This window comes from Sphingomonas daechungensis, assembly GCF_014489495.1.
In the GTDB taxonomy this organism is placed as follows: domain Bacteria; phylum Pseudomonadota; class Alphaproteobacteria; order Sphingomonadales; family Sphingomonadaceae; genus Sphingomicrobium; species Sphingomicrobium daechungense.
Genome location: NZ_CP060780.1, coordinates 1393909 through 1412389, shown reverse-complemented (window position 1 = coordinate 1412389; position 18481 = coordinate 1393909). Strand labels below are relative to the sequence as shown.

The following is an 18481-nucleotide window of genomic DNA, read 5'->3' as shown; positions in this document are numbered from 1 at the left end:
GTGCCGGTCGTGTTCGCGGCCAGACCGAGGAAGTATTCGTCGGGACGAGATCCTTCGAACGATGCGTGTAGTTGATGCCGGCCTGGACACCGCTGATGAAACTGTTCTCGAATTCCTTTCCTACGTCACCGCGCAGCTGCCAAAGCTTATCTTCGATGATGCGGTTGTTATAATAGCCGTCCTGGCCCCGACGATGGTGGTTCCATCGACTGCGATCTGCGTGCCGCCCCAGCCTTGCGGCGAGGTCAGCAGGATCGTGTTCCAGTCGGAGTAATCCAGATTGTGGGTGAAGCGGCTTCCGTTGTTTCCACTGGTGAAGCCGATGTCGTCGACGGCGCCAACTCCGGCGCGGCCTGTGCCCGCATAGCTCTCGATGTTGAGCTCGTTGCGATCCGTCTTGGAGAACGCAATGTCGGTCGACACACGCCAGCCGTCATCGCTGTGCCATTCGTTGTTCCAGCCGAAGGCGTAAAGCTTGGCGTGGCGCTGGAAAACGTCATTGCGAACGACGCCCTTCACGCCTTCAACGGGCGTCGTGGCCGGATCGTCTCCGAAAGTGCCGGACGTCACCAGGCTTCCGTTCGCGACTGGATTAAGGAGCGGAACGCCGCCCCAGTACAAAGGAAGCTCGACGCCGCGCTTGATCGAGTCGTCCTTGAAGTCGGAGTAGAACGCATCGAGGCTCGACGTGAAGTTCGGCGTCGGGCGGAACTGCAGGGTGCCCATCAAGCCGAGGCGCTTGAGATTCGTCGACGTGTTGTACGATTTCGACCCGCCAATCACGTAGGGGCGCTGCCGCCCGCACCGGTTCCCGGATAGCCCCAGGCGTTGAACTCCTCCGTCTGGAAGGGCTCGTTCAGGTAGGACGCGGCAAGGGCGATACCGAACTTCCCATCGCCGAACTTGTCCGCGTAAAGCGCATTGACGCGCCAGCCGACCCGATCGACGTCCGGGTTGAGGCGCTTGCCGTCGGTATAGACGCCACGGCCACCGACCGAGATGATCCGCTCCTTGATGTCGAGCGGACGGATGGTCCGGAGATCCACAGTGCCGGAGAGGCCTTGTCCAATAAGGCTCGCCATCGGAGTCTTGTAGACGTTCACCTGGTTGATGATTTCCGACGGATACTGATCGTATTCGACCGCGCGATTGTCGCCGGTCGAGGTTTGCTCGCGACCATTCAAGAGAGTCGTCGAAAAGTCTGGCGAGAAGCCGCGAATGGAGATGACGTTGCTACGACCAGAAAGTCGCTGCGAAGTCAGGCCCGGCAGACGCGAGATCGACTCTGCGATCGATGCATCGGGTAGCTTGCCGATGTCTTCGGCCGAAATCGACTCGACGACGAGCTCGGATCTTTTCTTCGTGTTGACCGCGTTCTGGAGCGAGGCGCGGAAGCCTGTGACGACGATCGTGCCTTCACTCGGCTGGGCATCGGCCTGGTCGCCAGAAGCATCGGCGGCATCCTGTGCCGCGGCAGCTGCGGCCGCGGCGTTCGGATCGGCTGGAGCTGCAGCATCCTGCGCCCATGCCGCGCTCGAACCGGCGAATAATGCGATACCGAACGCGAGCGGGCTCACCGCTGCCGCCAGCCGCGAACGCGTAGTCAACTTTGCCATTTGTGTTCCCCTATTTCACACCCGGCCGGCAAGTGCCCCAAGCAGCGCGGGCGTCTCTCTCCTCAATGGACTTACGAATATCAGTCCTCGGCGCGGGCGGAATGGGGGTGAACGGCTATACATACGTATTCAGGAGCCTTAATCTCGCATTGGGAGAGATGCAGAGGCGGCCGACCTCATTCGATATCGCTGCTTTGGCGGGCGTTTCGCAGCCGACGGTGTCCCGCGCGCTGAACAACAGCCCGTCGGTCAGCGCGGAGACGAGGGCGCGTGTTCTCGCTGCGGCCGAACAGCTGAATTACAAGGTCGACAAGAATGCGTCCGGGCTGCGCCGAAGCCGCTCCCGAACCCTGGCATTGCTGTTTGAAGAAGCATCGGCAGACGCCAGCCTGATCAATCCGTTCTATCTGTCGATGCTGGGCGCGATGGTCCGCAAGTGCGCCGACACCGGCTACGACCTCCTCATCTCGTTCCAGCAACTCTCGTCAGACTGGCACGTCGACTATGCCGACACGCACAAGGCCGACGGGATCATCCTCCTCGGCTATGGCGACTTCTTCCAGTCGGAGCCCGCCCTGCGGCGACTGGTCGAGCGGGCACGCATTTCGTTCGCTGGGGCTGCCCGGGGCCGGATGGCCAGCTCGGGGCCTCGGTAGGATCGGACAATGAACAAGGCGGGTTCGATGCCACGCAGCACTTGCTGCAAACGGGCCGTCGGAACATTGCGTTTATCGGAACGGCGGAGCCAGGCTACCAGGAAGTCTACGACCGCTGGCGGGGTTATTGCCGCGCCCTGCGCGCTGCCGGAATCGAACCTGACGACCGCCTTTGCGTGAAGGCCGAACCAAGCGAGCAGGACGGTCGCGAAGCGATCGAGGAGTTGGCTCGAAGGGGCGCGGAGTTCGACGCCGTATTCGCGGCAAGCGATGTTGCCGCCATCGGCGCGATGCACGCGCTTCAGCACCTCGGCCGGGCAATTCCATCGGAAGTCGCGATTGTCGGTTTCGACGATATTCCGGCTGCCAGCCTGTCCAGCCCACCGCTGAGCACGGTCCGCCAGGATTCGCGCCGGGCAGGCGAAGCACTGGTCGAAGCCGCCGTTGAAGCGATCGAATATGGCAGTGCACAGACCATGCTTCTTCCGGTCAAGCTGGTCGTCCGCGAGTCCAGCCTTCCCGCCTGACAGGCGAATTGTCCAACGTGATTCGATCTGCCAGCTTGCGCGCGAGCGCATGGGGAGAGAGCATGCCCGTCAGTGAGAAACCTCGGCAAAGTCTTGCCGGCCTTTGGAATATTTCGTTCGGCTTCTTCGGAATCCAGATCGGCTTCGCGCTTCAGAACGCGAACATGTCGCGGATTTTCCAGTCGCTCGGATCGAGCCTCGACGACCTGCCGGCGCTGTGGGTGGCCGCGCCGCTGACGGGCCTTCTGGTGCAGCCCATCATCGGACACATGTCGGACAGGACCTGGCTAGGAAGGCTCGGCAGACGCCGGCCCTATTTCCTGACCGGAGCGATCCTCGCTGCACTGTCTTTACTCATCATGCCTCTATCGCACGTCTTGCTGATGGCGGCCCTTCTGCTCTGGGTGCTCGACGCGAGCCTCAACATTTCGATGGAGCCGTTTCGAGCCTTCGTCGGCGACATGCTCCCGCGCGACCAGCACACCGCTGGCTATGCGGTGCAGACCGCCTTCATCGGCGCCGGAGCCGTCGTCGGGTCGATCTTCCCCTACCTGCTAGAACATTGGGGCGTCGCCAACGAAGCGGCCGCTGGTAACATTCCCGATACGGTCCGTTACAGCTTCTGGGCAGGCGGTCTCGCATTGTTCGCTGCCGTGATGTGGACCATCCTGACAACCCGCGAATATTCGCCCGAGGAAGTTGGAGCGTTCGGCGGCGACTCAGCCGAGGACGACGGGACGGTCACCATCCGCGCATTGGCAGCGCGCACCCTGACTTCCAGCTTCGCCTGGATTGCGGCGGGCGCTGCGGTCGTCGCGGGAACCGACGCTTTCGGCCTCGAGAAGGAGGTTTACCTGCTCGGCGGTCTGCTGATCGCCTATGGCCTCGCCTCCGTCGCCGGCATTCAGATGGCCAAGGGTGGCAAATCGTCGAACATGCTTTCGAGCATCGTCGGTGACTTTTCCGGAATGCCGCCCCTGATGAAGAAGCTCGCGCTGGCGCAATTCTTCAGCTGGTCCGCTCTGTTCATCATGTGGATCAACACGACGCCGGTGGTCGCCCAGTATTTCTTCGGCTCCGCGGATGCGACCAGCGCCGCATACCAGGAGGGCGGCAACTGGGTCGGCGTCCTTTTCGCCACCTACAACGGCGTTGCGGCAATTGCCGCGCTCACGCTTCTGCCGTTCCTGGCAAAGCGTATCGGCAAGGTGAGAACGCACATCGTCGGCTTGCTCTGCGGATCGGTTGGCTACGCGAGCTTTTTCCTGTTCAAGGACGCCAACCATTTGCTGATCGCGGAAATCGGCGTCGGCATCGCCTGGGCTTCGATCCTGGCCATGCCCTACGCGATCCTCGCATCAAACCTCCCGCAGAAGAAGCTTGGCATCTACATGGGCCTGTTCAACATCTTCGTCGTCGTCCCGCAGCTTCTGGTTGCAACGGTGATGGGTTCGATCATGAAGGCCTTTTTCCCCGACGAGCCGATCTACACCATGGCATTCGCGGCCGCCGTCATGGCGCTGGCAGCGCTGGCCATGACACGAGTCAGCGAGGAAACTGCCGAGGCTGCGAGCCCTAGCCGAAGGTGAAGGCGAACGCCTCGACACCGGGATCGATGAACTCGATCCGGAAGGTGCGGTCGCGAATGTCGCCTTGCTGCCGGACCAGCTGGTACAGCCGCTGTTCCTGAATGACGCCGCTTCCGTCGGGCTTCACGTCCACGCCCGAGTCCGGGCCCGGCGCCTTGCCGTCGATCGTAATCCGGAAACGTACCGGCTTGGCCGACCCGAGCACGAGGTGCAGGTCGCGAGCATGGAAGCGATAGGCAATCGCGCCGGGCGCCGCATTCAGCGTCGCGCTCTGCCGCCCAACCGTCCAATTGCCCTCGAGGCTCCAGTCGTTGAGCTTCAACGCTGCTGGCCCATAGGTCTTTGCGGCATCGTGGGCCTGCCCGCCTGGAGAGACGAAGCGGTCCGCCCGTCTATATCCGATGTAGGTTTCCGGCGAACCGATGCTGGCTAGCGCCGCAGCCGCTTCAGCGCCCTGCGCATTGGCCTTGGCCATCCCGCCCGCCTTGGGTGCGCGCCCGGCCTCCGCCAGAAGCTGGCGAATAACCATCTCGGATTCGCCGTACCGGCCTTCGCCGAAGTGGTGATAGCGCTGACGCCCTTGCGCATCGAAGAAGTAGTGTGCGGGCCAGTAGCGGTTCTTGAGCGCCGACCATACGACCAGCTTGTTGTCGAGCGCCACGGGATACTTGATCCCGAGATCGGCGACCGCCTTGCGGACGTTTTCGGGACTGCGTTCGAAAGCGAATTCCGGCGCGTGGATCCCGATCACGACCAAGCCGTCGTCCTTGTACGTCTCATACCAGGCGCGGACGTAGGGGATTGAGCGGATGCAGTTGATGCAACTGTAGGTCCAGAAATCGATCACCACGACCTTCCCGCGGAGCTGCTCGCGCGTGAGCGGCCCGCTGTTGATCCACGGACCGAGGCCGTCCAGCGAGGGCATCTCGCCTTCGACGGGAAGCTTCCCACCCGGGCCGATCTTCGTGACCTGGTCCGTACCGCCGAGGCCGAGCTTCTGCGCAATTCCATGCTCCAGCGAGGCGGTCTGCGCGCTGGAGACCTTCGACAGCACGCGCGTGTCGAGACCGAGCGCGATCGCGACCACGCCAGCAATGACGAGAACGCCAAGGACGCGCCTGACCTGCTCGGTGGCGTGAAGCGAGCCCTTCATGCGCTGAAACACTTTCCCACCGACAAGCAGTGCAAGTGCAAGCGAGGTCGCAGCGCCGAGTGCGTAGGCGAGGAGCAGCAGGGATGTTCCGAGCGTCGCCCCTTGAAGGGCAGCAGCAGTGAAAATGATGCCGAGGATGGGCCCGGCACAGGGCGCCCACAGCAGGCCGGTCGCGATACCGAGAACTACTGACGACCAGATCGAATCCTGTCCCTGGCGTTCCGACAGACGTGAGCCCAGTGCAACGAGAGGCCGGGTGGCCCGGTCCGACAGCGCCGGGAAAATCAGCGCGAGCCCGAACAAGGCGAGCAGCAGGAGCGCGACCCACCGTCCGATCTCGTTCGCGCGAACCGCCCAGCTTCCGCCAATCGCGGCTAATGTCGCGACGATCGCGAAGGTCAGCGCCATTCCCGCAAGCATCGGCAAAGCACCGCGCGTGAAGCTGCGGCCCGCGTTGGCGAACACGAAGGGCAGGACCGGCAGGATACAGGGGCTGACGATAGTCAGCATACCGCCAAGGTAGGCGAGCAGCGCGATCAGCATGGGCTCAGGCCGCCCGGAAGGTCAGCGCGAGGCCGTTCATGCAGTAGCGAAGCCCGGTCGGTTTCGGGCCGTCGTCGAAGACATGTCCCAAATGCCCTCCGCACCGGCGGCACAACACCTCGGTGCGGTGCATCAGCAGCGAATTGTCTTCTCTCGTGACGACTGCCTTGGGCAGGGGCGATAGAAGCTTGGCCAGCCGGTTCCGCTATCGAACTTGGTCGACGAGTTGAACAATTGCAGCGCGCAGCCGGCGCACGAGAATATGCCGCGGCGATGCTCGGAATTGAGCGGGCTGGAGTATGGACGCTCCGTCCCCGCCTCACGCAGGATATGATAGCGCTGATCGCCCAGGCTTTGACGCCATTGCGCGGGTGCCTTGCGGATTTCGAATTGCGGTTCGGCGCTTGCCTTCCCCGTGCGCGAGAAGATCAGTGCGGTGGCAAGGCACCCGGCACCAAGCGCGAGGAAACTGCGGCGGCTACTGGTTTCGTTCGTCATGGACCATCATTCGCAGGGCAGCCCAAGATGGTTACACGTCCGGCGCCATTCAAAGCCCTGCTCAAGCGCCGCCTGAGACAACCCGCCCCGTACATTCGCCAAGACCGATTCGAACCGCGCCTTTCCGCTCGCACCACGCCCGCAAGGCGATCTCGTCGCCGTCCTCCAGGAAGCTGCGAGTTTCGCCGCTTGCGAGCTGGATCGGCTGCTTCCCCCGCGGCTGATTTCGAGCAGCGAACCCAATCCCTGATCGCTCTCAGTCGAGAGTGTGCCGGTGCCGATGAGGTCCCGGGCTGGAGGTTGCACCCGTTGCTGCTGTGATGAGCGACGATCTGGGCAGCGCTCCAATACATCGCGGCGTCGGCTGAACCCTGCGAGAGCACGTGCGGAGAGAGTCCCGCCTCCCGCATCTTGTCCGTCAGGAGCGTCACCTCGAGCTGGATGTTGAGGGCGCCCGACTGCCGGTCCACCGGATCAGTGAGATAAGCCAGGGGCTGTGGATCGCCTTCCGGGCGTGGCGGCATCGGCGAGCGGAACGGCGCCAGGGCGTCCGCGCTGACGACCCATGGCGAAACGCTGGTCAGGAAATTCTTCGCGAGGAACGGCCCGAGCGGCTGGTACTCCCACGCTTGCAGGTCGCGGGCCGACCAGTCGTTGAGCAGGCAGTAACCGGAGATGTGATCGCCTGCCTCGCCGATCGGAATCGGCTGCCCAAGTTCATTGCCGCGACCGATCCAGATGCCCAGTTCGAGCTCGTAGTCGAGACGGCGGCTCGGCCCATATTCAGGCAGCTCGGCATCTGGAGCCTTCCGCTGGCCCGATGGCCGCACGACAGGCTCTCCCGAGGGGCGGACCGAGCTGGCGCGGCCGTGGTAGCCGATCGGCACATATTTGTAGTTCGGCAACAACGGATTGTCGGGCCGGAACTGCCTGCCGACGTTGGTCGCATGGTGGATACCGACATAGAAATCCGTGTAGTCGCCGATCAGGCAAGGCACGTGCATCCGCACTTCGCTTTGCCCGATCAGGCAGACTTCGACGGCGTCGCGGTAGCGCACGTCAGTCAGGATTTCGGATAATCGTTCCCGCAAGGCGCGATGAAGGTCCGGCCCGCGCGAGAGCCATGCGTTGAGGATGGGTTGCGACAGATCCTCGCGCCAGTCTTCGTCGAGAAGATCGGCCACGGCGGAAAGGTCGAGGATGTAGTCGCCGATTGCGACACCCGGCCGCCTCAGGCCCCTCCCTTCGGAGAAGATCCCCAAAGGCAAGTTCTGGACAGGGAAATCGCTGCCCGGTTCAGAGCCATCGACCCAGGAGATTCGATCGGGATTGTGCGTTTCGTCGAGCGTCATTCGGGAGCTTTGCCTTCGGGAAACCGGCCCAGGCTTCGTCGTAGTCAGGCTGCGCGCGGTCGAGCGCGAACTGGGTGGGACGATACGGCCAGCAGGTTTCGACCATAAAGGCGAGCGTGTTCTCGATCTTGTGCGGCTTCAGGTCAGCCGAGCTCGCCTTCTGCCAGCTTTCGACATCCGGACCGTGCCCGCTCATCAGATTGTGAAGGCTAAGGCCGCCGGGAGCGAAGCCATCCGCCTTGGCATCGTAAGCGCCGTGGATCAGGCCCATCGCCTCGCTCATCACGTTGCGGTGGAACCAGGGCGGGCGGAACGTGTCTTCAGCGACCATCCAGCGGGGCGGGAAGATGACGAAGTCGGCATTGGCCCGGCCCGGCACGTTGCTCGGACTGGTCAGGACAGTGAAGATCGACGGGTCCGGGTGGTCGAAGCTGACCGTCCCGATCGTATTGAAGCGATTAAGGTCGTAGCGCCAAGGCACGTAGTTGCCATGCCAGCCGACGACATCGAGCGGCGAATGGTCGAGCGTCGTTGTCCACAAGCTGCCGAGGTACTTTTGGATGACCTCGGTCTTGTCGTCCCGATCCTCGTAAGCAGCCATCGGAACCTCGAAATCGCGGGGATTGGCGAGGCCATTCGCGCCAATCGGACCGAGGTCGGGCAAGCGGAACGGCAGGCCGTGGTTTTCCGCAACATAACCGCGAGCTTCTCCTGCAATCAGGTTGACCCGGAACTTCACTCCGCGCGGCACGAGGGCGACATCGCCGGGCCCTGCTTCGATCCGGCCGAGCTCGGTCTGAATTTCGATTGCGCCGTCTTGCGGGATGATCAGCAATTCGCCGTCCGCGTCGACGAAGACGCGGTTCTCCATGCTTTTCTGCGCGCGATACAGATGCACAGCCACGCCTTCGAGGTCGGCAGGGTCGCGATTAGCGAGCATGGTCACCATGCCGTCGACGAAGTCTGCCCCGGAGGGATATCGGACGGCGGATTCCAGCGCAGCCGATTGGGAGCAAGCGGCTCCTTCACTGTACCCGGCGCAAACAGCCTGGCGCCTTCATACCGGACGAATGGCCGATGGTCCGCGGTCGGGCGCAACCGGTAGAGCCAGCTGCGCCTGTTTTCATGCCGAGGAGCGGTGAATGCGGAGCCCGAGAGCTGCTCGGCGTACAGCCCGAAAGCCGGCCGCTGCGGACTGTTTCGGCCCTTGGGAAGCGCGCCGTCGACGGCCTCGCTTTCGAAATGACCGCCAAAGCCGCTCATGTAGCGAAGTTCGGTTCCCTGCATGCCGCCGCGTTAGAACCTGGACGCCACAAACTCAAACGGGCGCAGCCCCTGTTGGAACTGCGCCCGAACCGCGCGGGACTCGCCTACCGCGCGTTTGAGCCGATTAGTTGACGTTAACTTCGATCTTGTCCGGGACCTTGACCTCCGTGGTCCTGCTTCCAAAGCCGAGCTGGTCGCGGAAGAGGAACAAGAGGACGAGAATCACGACGATGAGCAGCACGACGGCAAGGACTCCGCCGCCTCCGCCACCGCCGTTGGTTTCCACGATGGTGGTCCGGTCTACGGTTTCACGATCGTCGGCCATACTCTGAACTCCCTGTTGGCACCTGTTGTCGTGGCGTAACGAACGAAGCTTCGCGAATGCGGTTCCGGCGCGCGGAACCTTTGTCCCACCCGCGGCTTCGGCATTCAGCAGTCACAGACACGACATGCGGACCGGCGTATATCGGTCCATCCGTTCGAGTCCCGCCAAGAGGAGATCAGAATGAGCAGCCTGGAAAACGTCCGCGAGCATATGCAGGTCATCGACGCCGAAGGCACGCCGCTGGGCAAGGTCGATCGAGTTGAAGGCGACCGCATCAAATTGACTCGCGACAGCAGCGGTGAAGGGTCGCACGAAGGCCACCATCATTTCATCCCGGCCGGCCTCGTCGCCGATGTCGAGGGCGAGACCGTCCGCCTGTCGGCCCGGATCGATGCCGTGGAAAGCATCTTCCAGACCGAGGAAGGCGAATAGTCCTTAACTGATCGCGGGTGTCAGCTCGCGACAGCGAAAGCGGTCGCGGATGTGCCGGTTGAAGTGCACGCCTTTGGAGAAGGCTGCGCGGAACGCCTGCACATCCTCGTCCGGAACGTCGGAATAGAGGTAGCGCCGCCCAGTCACGAACTCGATCGTCAGCTCCCTCGTCTCGGGCACATAGAGGAACCGGCGGATGACGGTTGAAGGCATTCAGCGGTAACGCATCAAATCGCGACCTTGCCGCATCCTCGGCTCAGCAGCTAAGCCCGCACGATGCCCCAAGCCATCTTCTACGATTATTGGCGATCGTCCGCTGCCTACCGGGTCCGCATCGCCCTCAAGATGAAGGGGGTCGACTACGAGACCCGGCAGGTGAACGTGCTGGAAAGCGAGCAGAAATCTGACGAATATCGGGCCCTGAATCCGCAGGGTTTGGTACCGATGCTGGAGATTGACGGGCACAGGCTGACGCAGAGCCTCGCTATCCTCAATTACCTCGACGTCCGGTTTCCGACCCAACCGCTGATTCCGGCCTCGGCTGCGGAACGGGCGCACGTCGTTGCGATGTCGATGCTGATCGCCTGCGACATCCATCCCATCAACAATTTGCGGGTCCTCAAATATCTCAAGAGCGAGCTTGGACATTCGCAGGAAGAGGTCGACGCCTGGTACGTGCACTGGATCACGGAAGGGCTTCGTCCGCTCGAGGACATGGCAGCCCCAAGAGCCGGCAAATTTCTGTTCCGCGATGCTCCAACTGCAGCGGACATCTGCCTGGTCCCGCAGCTCTACAATGCGCGCCGGTTCAACGTCCCGCTTGACGACTACCCAACGCTGATGCGAGCCGAGGAAAATGCGAACCGGCTGGAGGCCTTCGCAGCCGCCCATCCGGACCGGCAGGAGATTCCACAATGAGCCGCGTCGATGCGATCAACCGCGGAATGACACAAACTACCCGCCTGGACTCGGTCGAAATCCCCTCTCTGAAGGGTAAGGTGAGCGACGAAGAATGGGCAATCCGAGAAGACCTCGCCGCCGCTTATCGGATGGTCGCCTATTACGGCTGGGACGACCTCATCTTCACGCATTTGTCCGCGCGCATTCCCGGACCGGAGCATCACTTCCTGCTCAACCCCTACCAACTGATGTTCGAAGAGGTGACGGCCTCTTCACTGGTCAAGGTCGACGTCACGGGCAACCCGGTTGAGCCGACGCCGTTCATCACCAATCCGGCGGGCTTCACCATCCATTCCGCAATCCACATGGCGCGCGACGATGCGCATGCGGTGATGCACGTCCACACGCCCGCCGGGCAGGCGGTCTCCGCACATTCGGAAGGACTGATGCCGCTGACCCAAACGGCGATGCTGATCCGCGGCGAGATTGCGTTCCACGAGTATGAAGGTGTGGCCGTCGACCTCGCGGAACGCGAACGGCTCGTTGCGGACCTTGGTACCAAGAGCGCCATGATCCTTCGCAATCACGGTACGCTGGCCGTCGGCAAAAACGTCGGCGAATGCTTCATCCGCCTCTACTTCCTGGAGCGTGCCTGCCAGGCGCAGATCATGGCGCTGTCGGCGGGCACCAATCTTAGCCACCCGCCACAGGGCGCGCCTGAAATCACTGCCCAGCAGGGCGAGGTCGGACTTCCGCTCGCGGCGAACCTGCTCGCGTGGCCGGCGCTCAAGCGGAAGGCGCATCGCCTCGACCCCAGCTTCGCGACCTGAAGGCTGAATGCGCAAAGCGGCGAACGTCAGCGACTATCGCGAGCTTGCACGCGGACGGCTCCCGCACTTCCTGTTCGAGTATCTCGACGGCGGGTCTTACGACGAGGTTACGCTGGCCGCGAACGTGGGCGACCTTCGGGAGGTCAAGCTTCGGCAGCAGGTCCTGCGCGACGTTTCGACGCTCGATCTTTCAACCGAGCTGTTCGGCAAGACGTGGTCGTTGCCCATCGGACTTGGCCCGATCGGGCTGGCCGGCATGTACGCCAACCGCGGCGAGGTTCAGGCGGCGAGGGCGGCGCGTGCCGCCGGCGTCCCTTTCACCTTGTCTTCGCTCGGCGTCTGCCCGGTGCAGGAAATCGCTCGCAAGCTGCAATCGCCGTTCTGGCTCCAGCTCTACATCATCAAGGATCGCGGCTTCGTCCGCGACCTCCTCGCGCAGGCGCGCGAGGCCAAATGCGATGCCCTGCTGCTAACGGTAGACCTGCCCGTCCCGGGCAGCCGCTACCGCGATTACCGTTCCGGACTGTCGGGCGGCACCCGTCTCCAGAGGGTCTTCAAGCTTTGGCTCGGCCAGGCTGGGCGTGGGATGTCGGATTGAACGGCCGTCCGCACAGCCTCGGCAACCTCGAACCGGTGCTCGGCAAGAACACCGGCCTGGAGGATTATTTCGGCTGGATCGGCTCCAATTTCGATGCATCGATCACTTGGCACGATGTCGCCTGGGTCCGCGAGAATTGGGATGGGCCACTGGTCATCAAGGGTATCCTCGAACCAGATGACGCCAGAGCGGCCGTGACCAACGGTGTGGATGGCATCGTCGTTTCGAACCATGGCGGCCGTCAGCTCGATGGCGTTTCGTCCACCGCTCGCGCCCTTCCCTCGATTGCCGATGCGGTAGACGGCAAGCTTCCTGTCCTCGTCGACGGAGGAGTGCGCTCAGGGCTGGACGTCGTGCGCATGCTCGCGCTCGGGGCCGACTTCGTCCTGGTCGGCCGCGCCTGGGCCTACGCGTTGGCAGGCCGCGGCCAGGCGGGTGTCGCGCATGTCCTGAAGCTCTTCGAAGCGGAAATGCGTGTCGCGATGGCGTTGACCGGCTGCACGAAAATCACGGACATCGGTCGGGCGATCATCGACCGGCGCTAACGTTAGATGGGGCGAACCGTCAGTCAGCTTGACCAATGCGGCAGCAACAGCTTTGTTAACGCTATCATGAGCGGTTGGCTTCGGATCAGTTGAGCGACGTCGCGGCAGTCGACGTGGTTGCGCCCCGGGTAAGGGCGCACGCGTACGCTGGCTGATCTGCGGCCTGCTCTTCGCTGCCGTCGTCCTCAGCTACATCGACCGGCTTGTCCTTAGCGTCCTCAAGCCGACGCTTCAGGAACTCTATGGCTGGTCGGAGAGCGGGTACGGAGACGTCGTTTTCTGGTTCCAGGCCGCCTATGGAATTGGCTTCCTCTTCTTCGGGCGCCTGATCGACCGCATCGGCGCCCGCGCCGGATATCTGCTGGCGATGGGCGTATGGACGGTTGCGCATATTGCGCACGCATTTTTTACGTCGACGAGGGGCTTTGCGATTGCGCGTATCGTGCTCGCGCTCGGCGAGTCCGGGACGTATCCCGCCGCCCTCGCGGCAACGTCGGAGTGGTTTCCACGCCGCGAGCGAGCATTGGCGATCGGCATCTTCAACGCCGGCGCAAATCTGGGAGCGATCCTGACCCCGATGATCGTTCCGGCCATCGCCTTGGCGATGGGCTGGCAGTCCGCCTTCGTCGTGACGGGCCTCATCAACATCGTCTGGATCGCGGCCTGGTTCCTGTTCTACCGCAGCCCGCGAGAGCATAAGAGCGTCAGCGCCGCGGAGCTCGCGTACATCGAATCCGACAAGGTGGAGCCGCAGAAGCCGGTCGCGTGGAGGCGGTTGCTCACCACGCGCCAAGCGTGGGCTTACATGAGCGGACGCTTTCTGATCGACCCGATTTGGTGGACGTTCCTGTTCTGGCTGCCGGACTTCTTCCACAAGAGGTACGACCTCGACCTCAAGTCCTTCGGCCCTCCTCTGGTCGCGGTCTACATATTGGCGGACGTCGGGTCGGTCCTTGGCGGCTGGTACAGCTCGAAGCTGTTGGGACGCGGAATCGACGTCGGTCGCGCGCGCAAGCGGGCGATGCTTTTCTGCGCCTTGATCGTCGTCCCGGTAACCTTCGCCGTATCGGCACCAAGCGTGTGGATCGCAGTTCTTCTGATCGGTCTCGCCTGCGCCGGCCACCAGGGTTTCTCCGCCAACCTCTTCTCCATGCCCGCCGACCTCTTCCCGCGCTGGGCCGTCGGATCGGTGGTCGGCCTCGGAGGCTTCGCGGGCGCGCTCGGCGGGATGCTGATGGCGAAATATGCGGGCTGGGTGCTGGAGAAATTCGGCAGCTACACGCCGATCTTCGTCATCGCAGGCTCAGCCTATCTGATCGCCCTCCTCGTCGTGCACCTGATCAATCCGCGCTATCAGCCGGTCACCAAGTTCGCGCCACCCGCAGAAGCCTAGGGATCCAGCGTGAGTTCGCCGGTCACCTGGAAGGCCGTCGCCTGGCCGGGCGCCACAGTTCCTGGCTGACCTCCACCGACCCACACCTTGTAGGTCCCCGGCACGATCCGCATCACGCCGTTTGCATCGGCGAAGGCGAGGTCTCGCGGGACGAGATCGAACGCCACCGTGCGCTCTTCGCCCGGAGCGAGGTGGATTCGCTCGAAACCCTTGAGCGAGCGCAAAGGTGCATCCCGCCGCTCCGGCGAGATGTAGAGCTGGACGACCTCGTCGCCCGCAGCCTTGCCGTCGTTGCGGACCTTGATGGTTACCCGCTGCTTCGCACCTGCGGCGACTGCGGGAGCCTCGACCTTGGCGTCGGAATAACCGAACCTGGTGAAACTTAGCCCGTAACCGAACGGATACTCGGGGGTGCCGGAGAAATACCGGTAGGTGCGCCCGCGCATCGAATAATCGGCGAAGTCAGGCAGCTTTTCACCGGCGGTGTAGAAGGTCACCGGAAGCCGCCCGGCCGGGTTGTATTTGCCCGAGATCACATCCGCGATGGCCTTTCCGCCCTGCTCCCCGCCGTACCAGGCGTTGAGGATCGCGCGGGTCTTTTGGCCGTCGTCGCCCAGTGACACCGCGGAGCCCGTCTGAAGCACGACCACAACCGGCTTGCCGGTCGCCTGAAGAGCCTGAAGCATTCTTCGCTGCGTGGTAGGCAGGCCGATGTCCGTGCGGTCGCCTCCCGAGAAGCCCGGCACCGCGACCGGCATTTCCTCGCCCTCGAGCCAGGCATTCAGCCCCACGAAAGCGAGGATGACGTCGGCTGGCTTTGCAACCGCCAATGCCTGGTCCAGCAGGGCCTGCGACGGAGCCTGCCAGGCGAGCGTCACGACCGGCGCGTAATCCTTCGACCGATGAGCATATTCGACCACAAGCTTTCTCGGCTTGGTGTCGGCGGCATGGATGACGACCGCCGGGGATTCACCAGCGTCGCGGGCCGAACATGGCGTTTCCACCTTGAGCGGCTCGGCGCCTTCGATCGTGATGACGTAGCGCTCGACATCCGAGGTGGCGTCGCAACGGCGGCGCTGAAGCTCGAAGCGGTAATCGCCCGCCGCCGGAAGCTTGAGTGACGCCGTCCATCGCACGGAGAAATCACGCGGGTTCACGCCTTCGGCCGGTGCGATCCAGTTCCAATTGTGGTCGAGCTCGTCGTAGCGCCGGGTCGCGACCACTGGCCCTTCGAACGTAGTGTTGTTGAAGAACTGGGCGGTCACCCCGTCGGTGAACGCCGTGCGGGGGACATGGACGGAGGCCCCTTCGACGAATGCGGATCCTTGCGCATAGCTAATATTCGAACTGGGATAGGCCTGCTTCAGGCCATCCAGGGAAGAACGGCCGCCGTCGGCGTTCCGTTGTAATTGCCCTCCAGCGAAATAAGCGACGTTGCACCCGGTCCTACGACAGCAATGCGCGCCGGAGCAGCCTTCAGCGGCAGGATCCCGTCGTTCTTGAGCAAGACGATCGATTCTCGGGCGGCGCGCAATGCCACATCGATATGCGCCGCCGAGTGGTTCGCCGAATAAGGCGTGTCCGACCACGGAGTGATGGTTCCCGCCGGAAGGATGCCGAGCTTGGCGCGGGTGCCGAGCACGCGCTTCAACGCTACGTCGATCTCGCTCTCCGTGATCAACCCGGCAGCGACGGCTTTTGGCAGGTCAAGATATTCGTTCTTGAAGCCGCAGTTCATCTCGGTGCCGGCCTTCACGGCAACCGCGACCGCCTCGACGTTCGTCTTGGTGAACTTGTGGCCGGTGGTGACGTCGTCGATCGCCCCGCAATCGGATGTCACGTGGCCCGCGAATTTCCAGTCCTTGCGAAGGGTCTGGTTGACCAGCTCCTCGCTCCCGCACGCCGGCTTTCCGTCGACCGCATTGTAGGCGCACATCACGATCTCGACCTTGCCGTCGATGATCGTGCGCCGGAACGCCGGAAGATAGGTTTCAGTCAGGTCCTGGCGTGACGGATTGACGTTGAAATGGTGGCGGTCCTGTTCGGGGCCGCTGTGCACCGCCAGGTGCTTGGCTGTCGCCGCCGCAGTCAGATATTTCGGATCGTTTCCCTGCACGCCGCGAATGAATTCGGTGGCGAGCACGCCGGTAAGGAATGGATCCTCCCCCAACGTTTCCTGACCCCGGCCCCAGCGCGGGTCGCGGAAGATGTTGATGTTCGGAGACCAGAAGTTGAGGCCGAAATAGCGGCCGGTGCGCCCTTCCTTCTGCGCCTGATTGTATTTCGCCCGGCCTTCGATGCCGATGGTTTGGCCCTCGGCTCGAAGGAGTGACTTGTCCCAGGTCGCCGCCATCCCGATCGCCTGCGGAAAGACGGTCGCTTCGCCTGCGCGAGCGACGCCGTGGAGCGCTTCGTTCCAATAGGTGTAAGCGGGCAGGCCGAGCCGCGGGATCGCAGGCGCGCTATCCTGCAGCTGCGCCGCTTTCTCCTCCAGCGTCATCTTGGCGATGAGCGCATCGACTTCGTCCGCCGAGGCCGGAACAGCAGCAAGCGCCGTCATGGCGCCAAACATCAAAGCACTTACAACACGCATCTTAGCCCCCTATCGAATTCAGGCTGCTGGCACGTCCACGACCGCCGCCGGATCGACCGGCCTGCGGAACCCGAAATTGGTTGCAACGGTCGCGCCGCCCTTCGCGGCAGACTCCATGATCGCTTCCATCAGGCGCATGTCCTGAACGCCCTCTTCAGCGGTCGAGACCATCGGCGCCCGGCCGCGCACGACGTCGGCCATCCAGTCCATCTCCCGCGCGAACTGGTCGATCTCCGTGATTTGCGGAGTCTCGACGCCATTGCCGGTCACCGTCAGCCGGTTGCCTCCGTAGAAGCAGCCCGGATCGGCCGTCATCTTCCCGTTCTCGCACATGACGTGCCACGACATCGTCCCGGCGTAGCTGAACGACGTCGAGCCGTTGGCGATCGCGCCGGACGGGAAACGGAATTGCCAGGCGTAGAGGTCTTCAACTTCCTTGAAGCGAGGATCGTTGCGGTCGGTACGCGACCAGGCCTGGACCTCGGTCGGTTCCTCGTTGAGCAGATAGCGTGCGCCATTGACGCCATACACGCCCATGTCCGTGAGAGCCCCGCCGCCCGACTTCTTCATGTCCAGGCGCCAGGCATCTGAGGGATCCGACAGATCCGACTGACGCCCCATGTCGGTCACGACGATGCGCGGCTTGCCGAGCTTGCCCGAACGCAGCAGCCGCATACCCACCAGGTTCATCGGCTCATAATGACAGCGATAGGCGATCATCAGGTGCCGGTTGGCCGCTTTGGCGGCTGCAATCATCCGCTGGCCGTCTTCGATGGTCGTCGCCATCGGCTTCTCGCACAGCACATGCTTTCCAGCCTTCAGCGCGCGGATCGTATATTCCGCGTGCATGAAGTTCGGCAGCACGATGTAGACAACCTCGATGCCGGGATCGGCGACGATGCGGTCAAAATCGGCGTAATTGTAGATCGCGCGCGACGGCAGCTTCTGTTCGGCGGCGACACGGTTCGCTTTCTCCTCGCTTCCGCTGACGAGAGCCGCGAGATACGCCTTCTTGCAGTTCCGAAAACCGGGCACGAGCTGGCCCAGCGAAAGCTTCCCGAGGCCAACGATGGCGAAGCCGACGCTACCTTTGGCGGGCGGGGTCTGCCCCCTTGCGATCGATGGGAGCAGTGCGGCACCGACGCCCGCGCCAATCAGGTCGCGCCTGGAAAACTCGATCGTCATGGCTTGTTGCTCCCACTTGGCAGGACCGGCATTCGAGCCGGCGCTCCGCGAACGTTGGTCTTCAATGCAAGGATCTGGTCAGACGCGGTCATGAATAGAGTGCGTCCGTCTGGTCCTCCGAATGCGGCATTGGAGATTGGCTTGTCGTGGTCGATCCGGCCGATCGCCTTTCCGTCCGGGCTCAGGATCCGGATACCGCCCGGAGCGGTCGCCCACAGGTTACCATGCTCATCGACGGTCATTCCGTCGGGCAAGCCGGGCTTGCCGGCCTTCGCGTCCGACGTGAAGTCCGCGAACAAGGTCTTGCCGCTGACGCTCCCGTCCGGCCCGACGGCATACTTCATGATCACGGCCTTCTCCGGATCGGAGCTGGACACGTACAGGGTGCGTCCATCGGGTGAGAAAGCCAGTCCGTTCGGAAATGTCAGTTCGCCGTCGATCAGCGTAACGGTGCCGTCCATCCCGATGCGGTAAACGCCG

General features: G+C 63.1%; 16 protein-coding genes and 4 pseudogenes. 8 read left to right on the top strand and 12 right to left on the bottom strand.

All coding sequences use genetic code 11. From position 1 onward, the window contains the following. Nucleotides 1–120: 120 nt before the first annotated feature. The gene (locus tag H9L15_RS17325) at nt 121–783 is read right to left on the bottom strand and encodes a TonB-dependent receptor (RefSeq protein WP_223276598.1); all 663 of its coding nucleotides are present in this window, start codon (nt 781–783) and stop codon (nt 121–123) included. Beyond that, the gene (locus H9L15_RS17320; RefSeq protein WP_223276597.1) at nt 780–1616 is read right to left on the bottom strand and encodes a TonB-dependent receptor plug domain-containing protein; all 837 of its coding nucleotides are present in this window, start codon (nt 1614–1616) and stop codon (nt 780–782) included. Before H9L15_RS17320 ends, H9L15_RS17325 begins: the two co-directional genes overlap by 4 nt. A 107-nt stretch (nt 1617–1723) precedes the next feature. Between H9L15_RS17320 and H9L15_RS19515 the strand changes: the two genes are divergently transcribed. The 3 genes from H9L15_RS19515 to H9L15_RS07540 all read left to right on the top strand — a co-directional run bounded on the left by H9L15_RS19515 (nt 1724) and on the right by H9L15_RS07540 (nt 4388). Then, nucleotides 1724–2272 (top strand): LacI family DNA-binding transcriptional regulator, encoded by a 549-nt coding sequence (locus tag H9L15_RS19515; protein WP_317617622.1) that lies wholly within the window; start codon nt 1724–1726, stop codon nt 2270–2272. Between the two features lie 41 nt (nt 2273–2313). After that, nucleotides 2314–2799, top strand: a complete 486-nt coding sequence (locus tag H9L15_RS19510) for a substrate-binding domain-containing protein (protein ID WP_317617621.1) — start codon at nt 2314–2316, stop codon at nt 2797–2799. 62 nt (nt 2800–2861) lie between these two features. Further along, on the top strand, nt 2862–4388 hold the full coding sequence (locus tag H9L15_RS07540) for an MFS transporter (protein ID WP_187715705.1): 1527 nt from the start codon (nt 2862–2864) through the stop codon (nt 4386–4388). On the opposite strand, the gene H9L15_RS07535 is transcribed toward H9L15_RS07540, so the two are convergent. The 5 genes and pseudogenes from H9L15_RS07535 to H9L15_RS07515 form a co-directional block, all read right to left on the bottom strand. Continuing rightward, entirely contained in the window at nt 4375–6084 is a 1710-nt protein-coding gene (locus H9L15_RS07535) for a cytochrome c biogenesis protein DipZ (protein ID WP_187715704.1), read from the bottom strand. The two genes, H9L15_RS07540 and H9L15_RS07535, sit on opposite strands and share 14 nt — an antisense overlap. Before the next feature lie 4 nt (nt 6085–6088). Next, a pseudogene (gene msrB / locus H9L15_RS07530) lies at nt 6089–6582 on the bottom strand (peptide-methionine (R)-S-oxide reductase MsrB). A gap of 61 nt (nt 6583–6643) precedes the next feature. Continuing rightward, nucleotides 6644–7934: pseudogene (gene fahA / locus H9L15_RS07525) on the bottom strand (fumarylacetoacetase). Further along, nucleotides 7879–9221, bottom strand: a pseudogene (hmgA, locus tag H9L15_RS07520) (homogentisate 1,2-dioxygenase). The pseudogenes fahA and hmgA overlap by 56 nt, the downstream one beginning before the upstream one ends. 103 nt (nt 9222–9324) lie before the next feature. Further along, entirely contained in the window at nt 9325–9525 is a 201-nt protein-coding gene (locus H9L15_RS07515) for a hypothetical protein (protein WP_187715703.1), read from the bottom strand. Between the two features lie 180 nt (nt 9526–9705). Between H9L15_RS07515 and H9L15_RS07510 the strand changes: the two genes are divergently transcribed. Next, a complete protein-coding gene (locus H9L15_RS07510) occupies nt 9706–9957 on the top strand; it encodes a DUF2171 domain-containing protein (protein ID WP_187715702.1) in 252 nt (83 codons plus the stop codon). Between the two features lie 3 nt (nt 9958–9960). Here the strand turns inward: H9L15_RS07510 and H9L15_RS07505 are convergent, their stop codons facing one another. After that, nucleotides 9961–10170 (bottom strand): KTSC domain-containing protein, encoded by a 210-nt coding sequence (locus tag H9L15_RS07505; RefSeq protein WP_187715701.1) that lies wholly within the window; start codon nt 10168–10170, stop codon nt 9961–9963. A 63-nt stretch (nt 10171–10233) separates the two neighbouring features. Here H9L15_RS07505 and maiA point away from each other — a divergent pair, with 63 nt between their 5' ends. The 4 genes and pseudogenes from maiA (at nt 10234) to H9L15_RS07485 (ending at nt 14223) form a co-directional block, all read left to right on the top strand. Beyond that, nucleotides 10234–10875, top strand: coding sequence for a maleylacetoacetate isomerase (gene maiA, locus H9L15_RS07500; RefSeq protein WP_187715700.1), 642 nt, complete (start codon nt 10234–10236; stop codon nt 10873–10875). 26 nt (nt 10876–10901) lie between these two features. Next, nucleotides 10902–11687 (top strand): class II aldolase/adducin family protein, encoded by a 786-nt coding sequence (locus H9L15_RS07495; protein WP_187715835.1) that lies wholly within the window; start codon nt 10902–10904, stop codon nt 11685–11687. A gap of 7 nt (nt 11688–11694) precedes the next feature. Continuing rightward, a pseudogene (gene lldD / locus H9L15_RS07490) lies at nt 11695–12830 on the top strand (FMN-dependent L-lactate dehydrogenase LldD). 154 nt (nt 12831–12984) lie between these two features. Next, nucleotides 12985–14223: an MFS transporter gene (locus H9L15_RS07485; protein ID WP_187715834.1), complete on the top strand. Its 1239-nt coding sequence runs from the start codon at nt 12985–12987 to the stop codon at nt 14221–14223. On the opposite strand, the gene H9L15_RS17315 is transcribed toward H9L15_RS07485, so the two are convergent. From H9L15_RS17315 to H9L15_RS18740, 4 genes are all read right to left on the bottom strand, one after another. Then, nucleotides 14220–15488 carry a glycoside hydrolase family 3 C-terminal domain-containing protein gene (locus H9L15_RS17315; RefSeq protein ID WP_223276596.1) on the bottom strand — a complete coding sequence of 423 codons (1269 nt, stop codon included), beginning with the start codon at nt 15486–15488 and terminating at the stop codon, nt 14220–14222. The two genes, H9L15_RS07485 and H9L15_RS17315, sit on opposite strands and share 4 nt — an antisense overlap. Nucleotides 15489–15586: 98 nt before the next feature. Further along, entirely contained in the window at nt 15587–16816 is a 1230-nt protein-coding gene (locus H9L15_RS17310; protein WP_223276595.1) for a glycoside hydrolase family 3 protein, read from the bottom strand. Nucleotides 16817–16834: 18 nt separating this feature from the next. After that, nucleotides 16835–18001 (bottom strand): Gfo/Idh/MocA family protein, encoded by a 1167-nt coding sequence (locus tag H9L15_RS07475; protein WP_223276594.1) that lies wholly within the window; start codon nt 17999–18001, stop codon nt 16835–16837. Then, nucleotides 17998–18462: an SMP-30/gluconolactonase/LRE family protein gene (locus H9L15_RS18740; RefSeq protein WP_187715699.1), complete on the bottom strand. Its 465-nt coding sequence runs from the start codon at nt 18460–18462 to the stop codon at nt 17998–18000. Before H9L15_RS18740 ends, H9L15_RS07475 begins: the two co-directional genes overlap by 4 nt. Nucleotides 18463–18481: the final 19 nt, after the last annotated feature.

Bases quoted from the DNA above. Each gene is read 5' to 3' on its own strand.
- H9L15_RS07510 (WP_187715702.1), top strand. From the start codon at position 9,706: ATGAGCAGCCTGGAAAACGTCCGCGAGCATATGCAGGTCATCGACGCC.
- H9L15_RS07535 (WP_187715704.1), bottom strand. From the start codon at position 6,084: ATGCTGATCGCGCTGCTCGCCTACCTTGGCGGTATGCTGACTATCGTC.
- H9L15_RS07515 (WP_187715703.1), bottom strand. From the start codon at position 9,525: ATGGCCGACGATCGTGAAACCGTAGACCGGACCACCATCGTGGAAACC.
- H9L15_RS07495 (WP_187715835.1), top strand. From the start codon at position 10,902: ATGACACAAACTACCCGCCTGGACTCGGTCGAAATCCCCTCTCTGAAG.
- H9L15_RS17320 (WP_223276597.1), bottom strand. From the start codon at position 1,616: ATGGCAAAGTTGACTACGCGTTCGCGGCTGGCGGCAGCGGTGAGCCCG.
- maiA (WP_187715700.1), top strand. From the start codon at position 10,234: ATGCCCCAAGCCATCTTCTACGATTATTGGCGATCGTCCGCTGCCTAC.
- H9L15_RS17310 (WP_223276595.1), bottom strand. From the start codon at position 16,816: ATGCGTGTTGTAAGTGCTTTGATGTTTGGCGCCATGACGGCGCTTGCT.
- H9L15_RS07505 (WP_187715701.1), bottom strand. From the start codon at position 10,170: ATGCCTTCAACCGTCATCCGCCGGTTCCTCTATGTGCCCGAGACGAGG.
- H9L15_RS07540 (WP_187715705.1), top strand. From the start codon at position 2,862: ATGCCCGTCAGTGAGAAACCTCGGCAAAGTCTTGCCGGCCTTTGGAAT.
- H9L15_RS18740 (WP_187715699.1), bottom strand. From the start codon at position 18,462: ATGGACGGCACCGTTACGCTGATCGACGGCGAACTGACATTTCCGAAC.
- H9L15_RS07475 (WP_223276594.1), bottom strand. From the start codon at position 18,001: ATGACGATCGAGTTTTCCAGGCGCGACCTGATTGGCGCGGGCGTCGGT.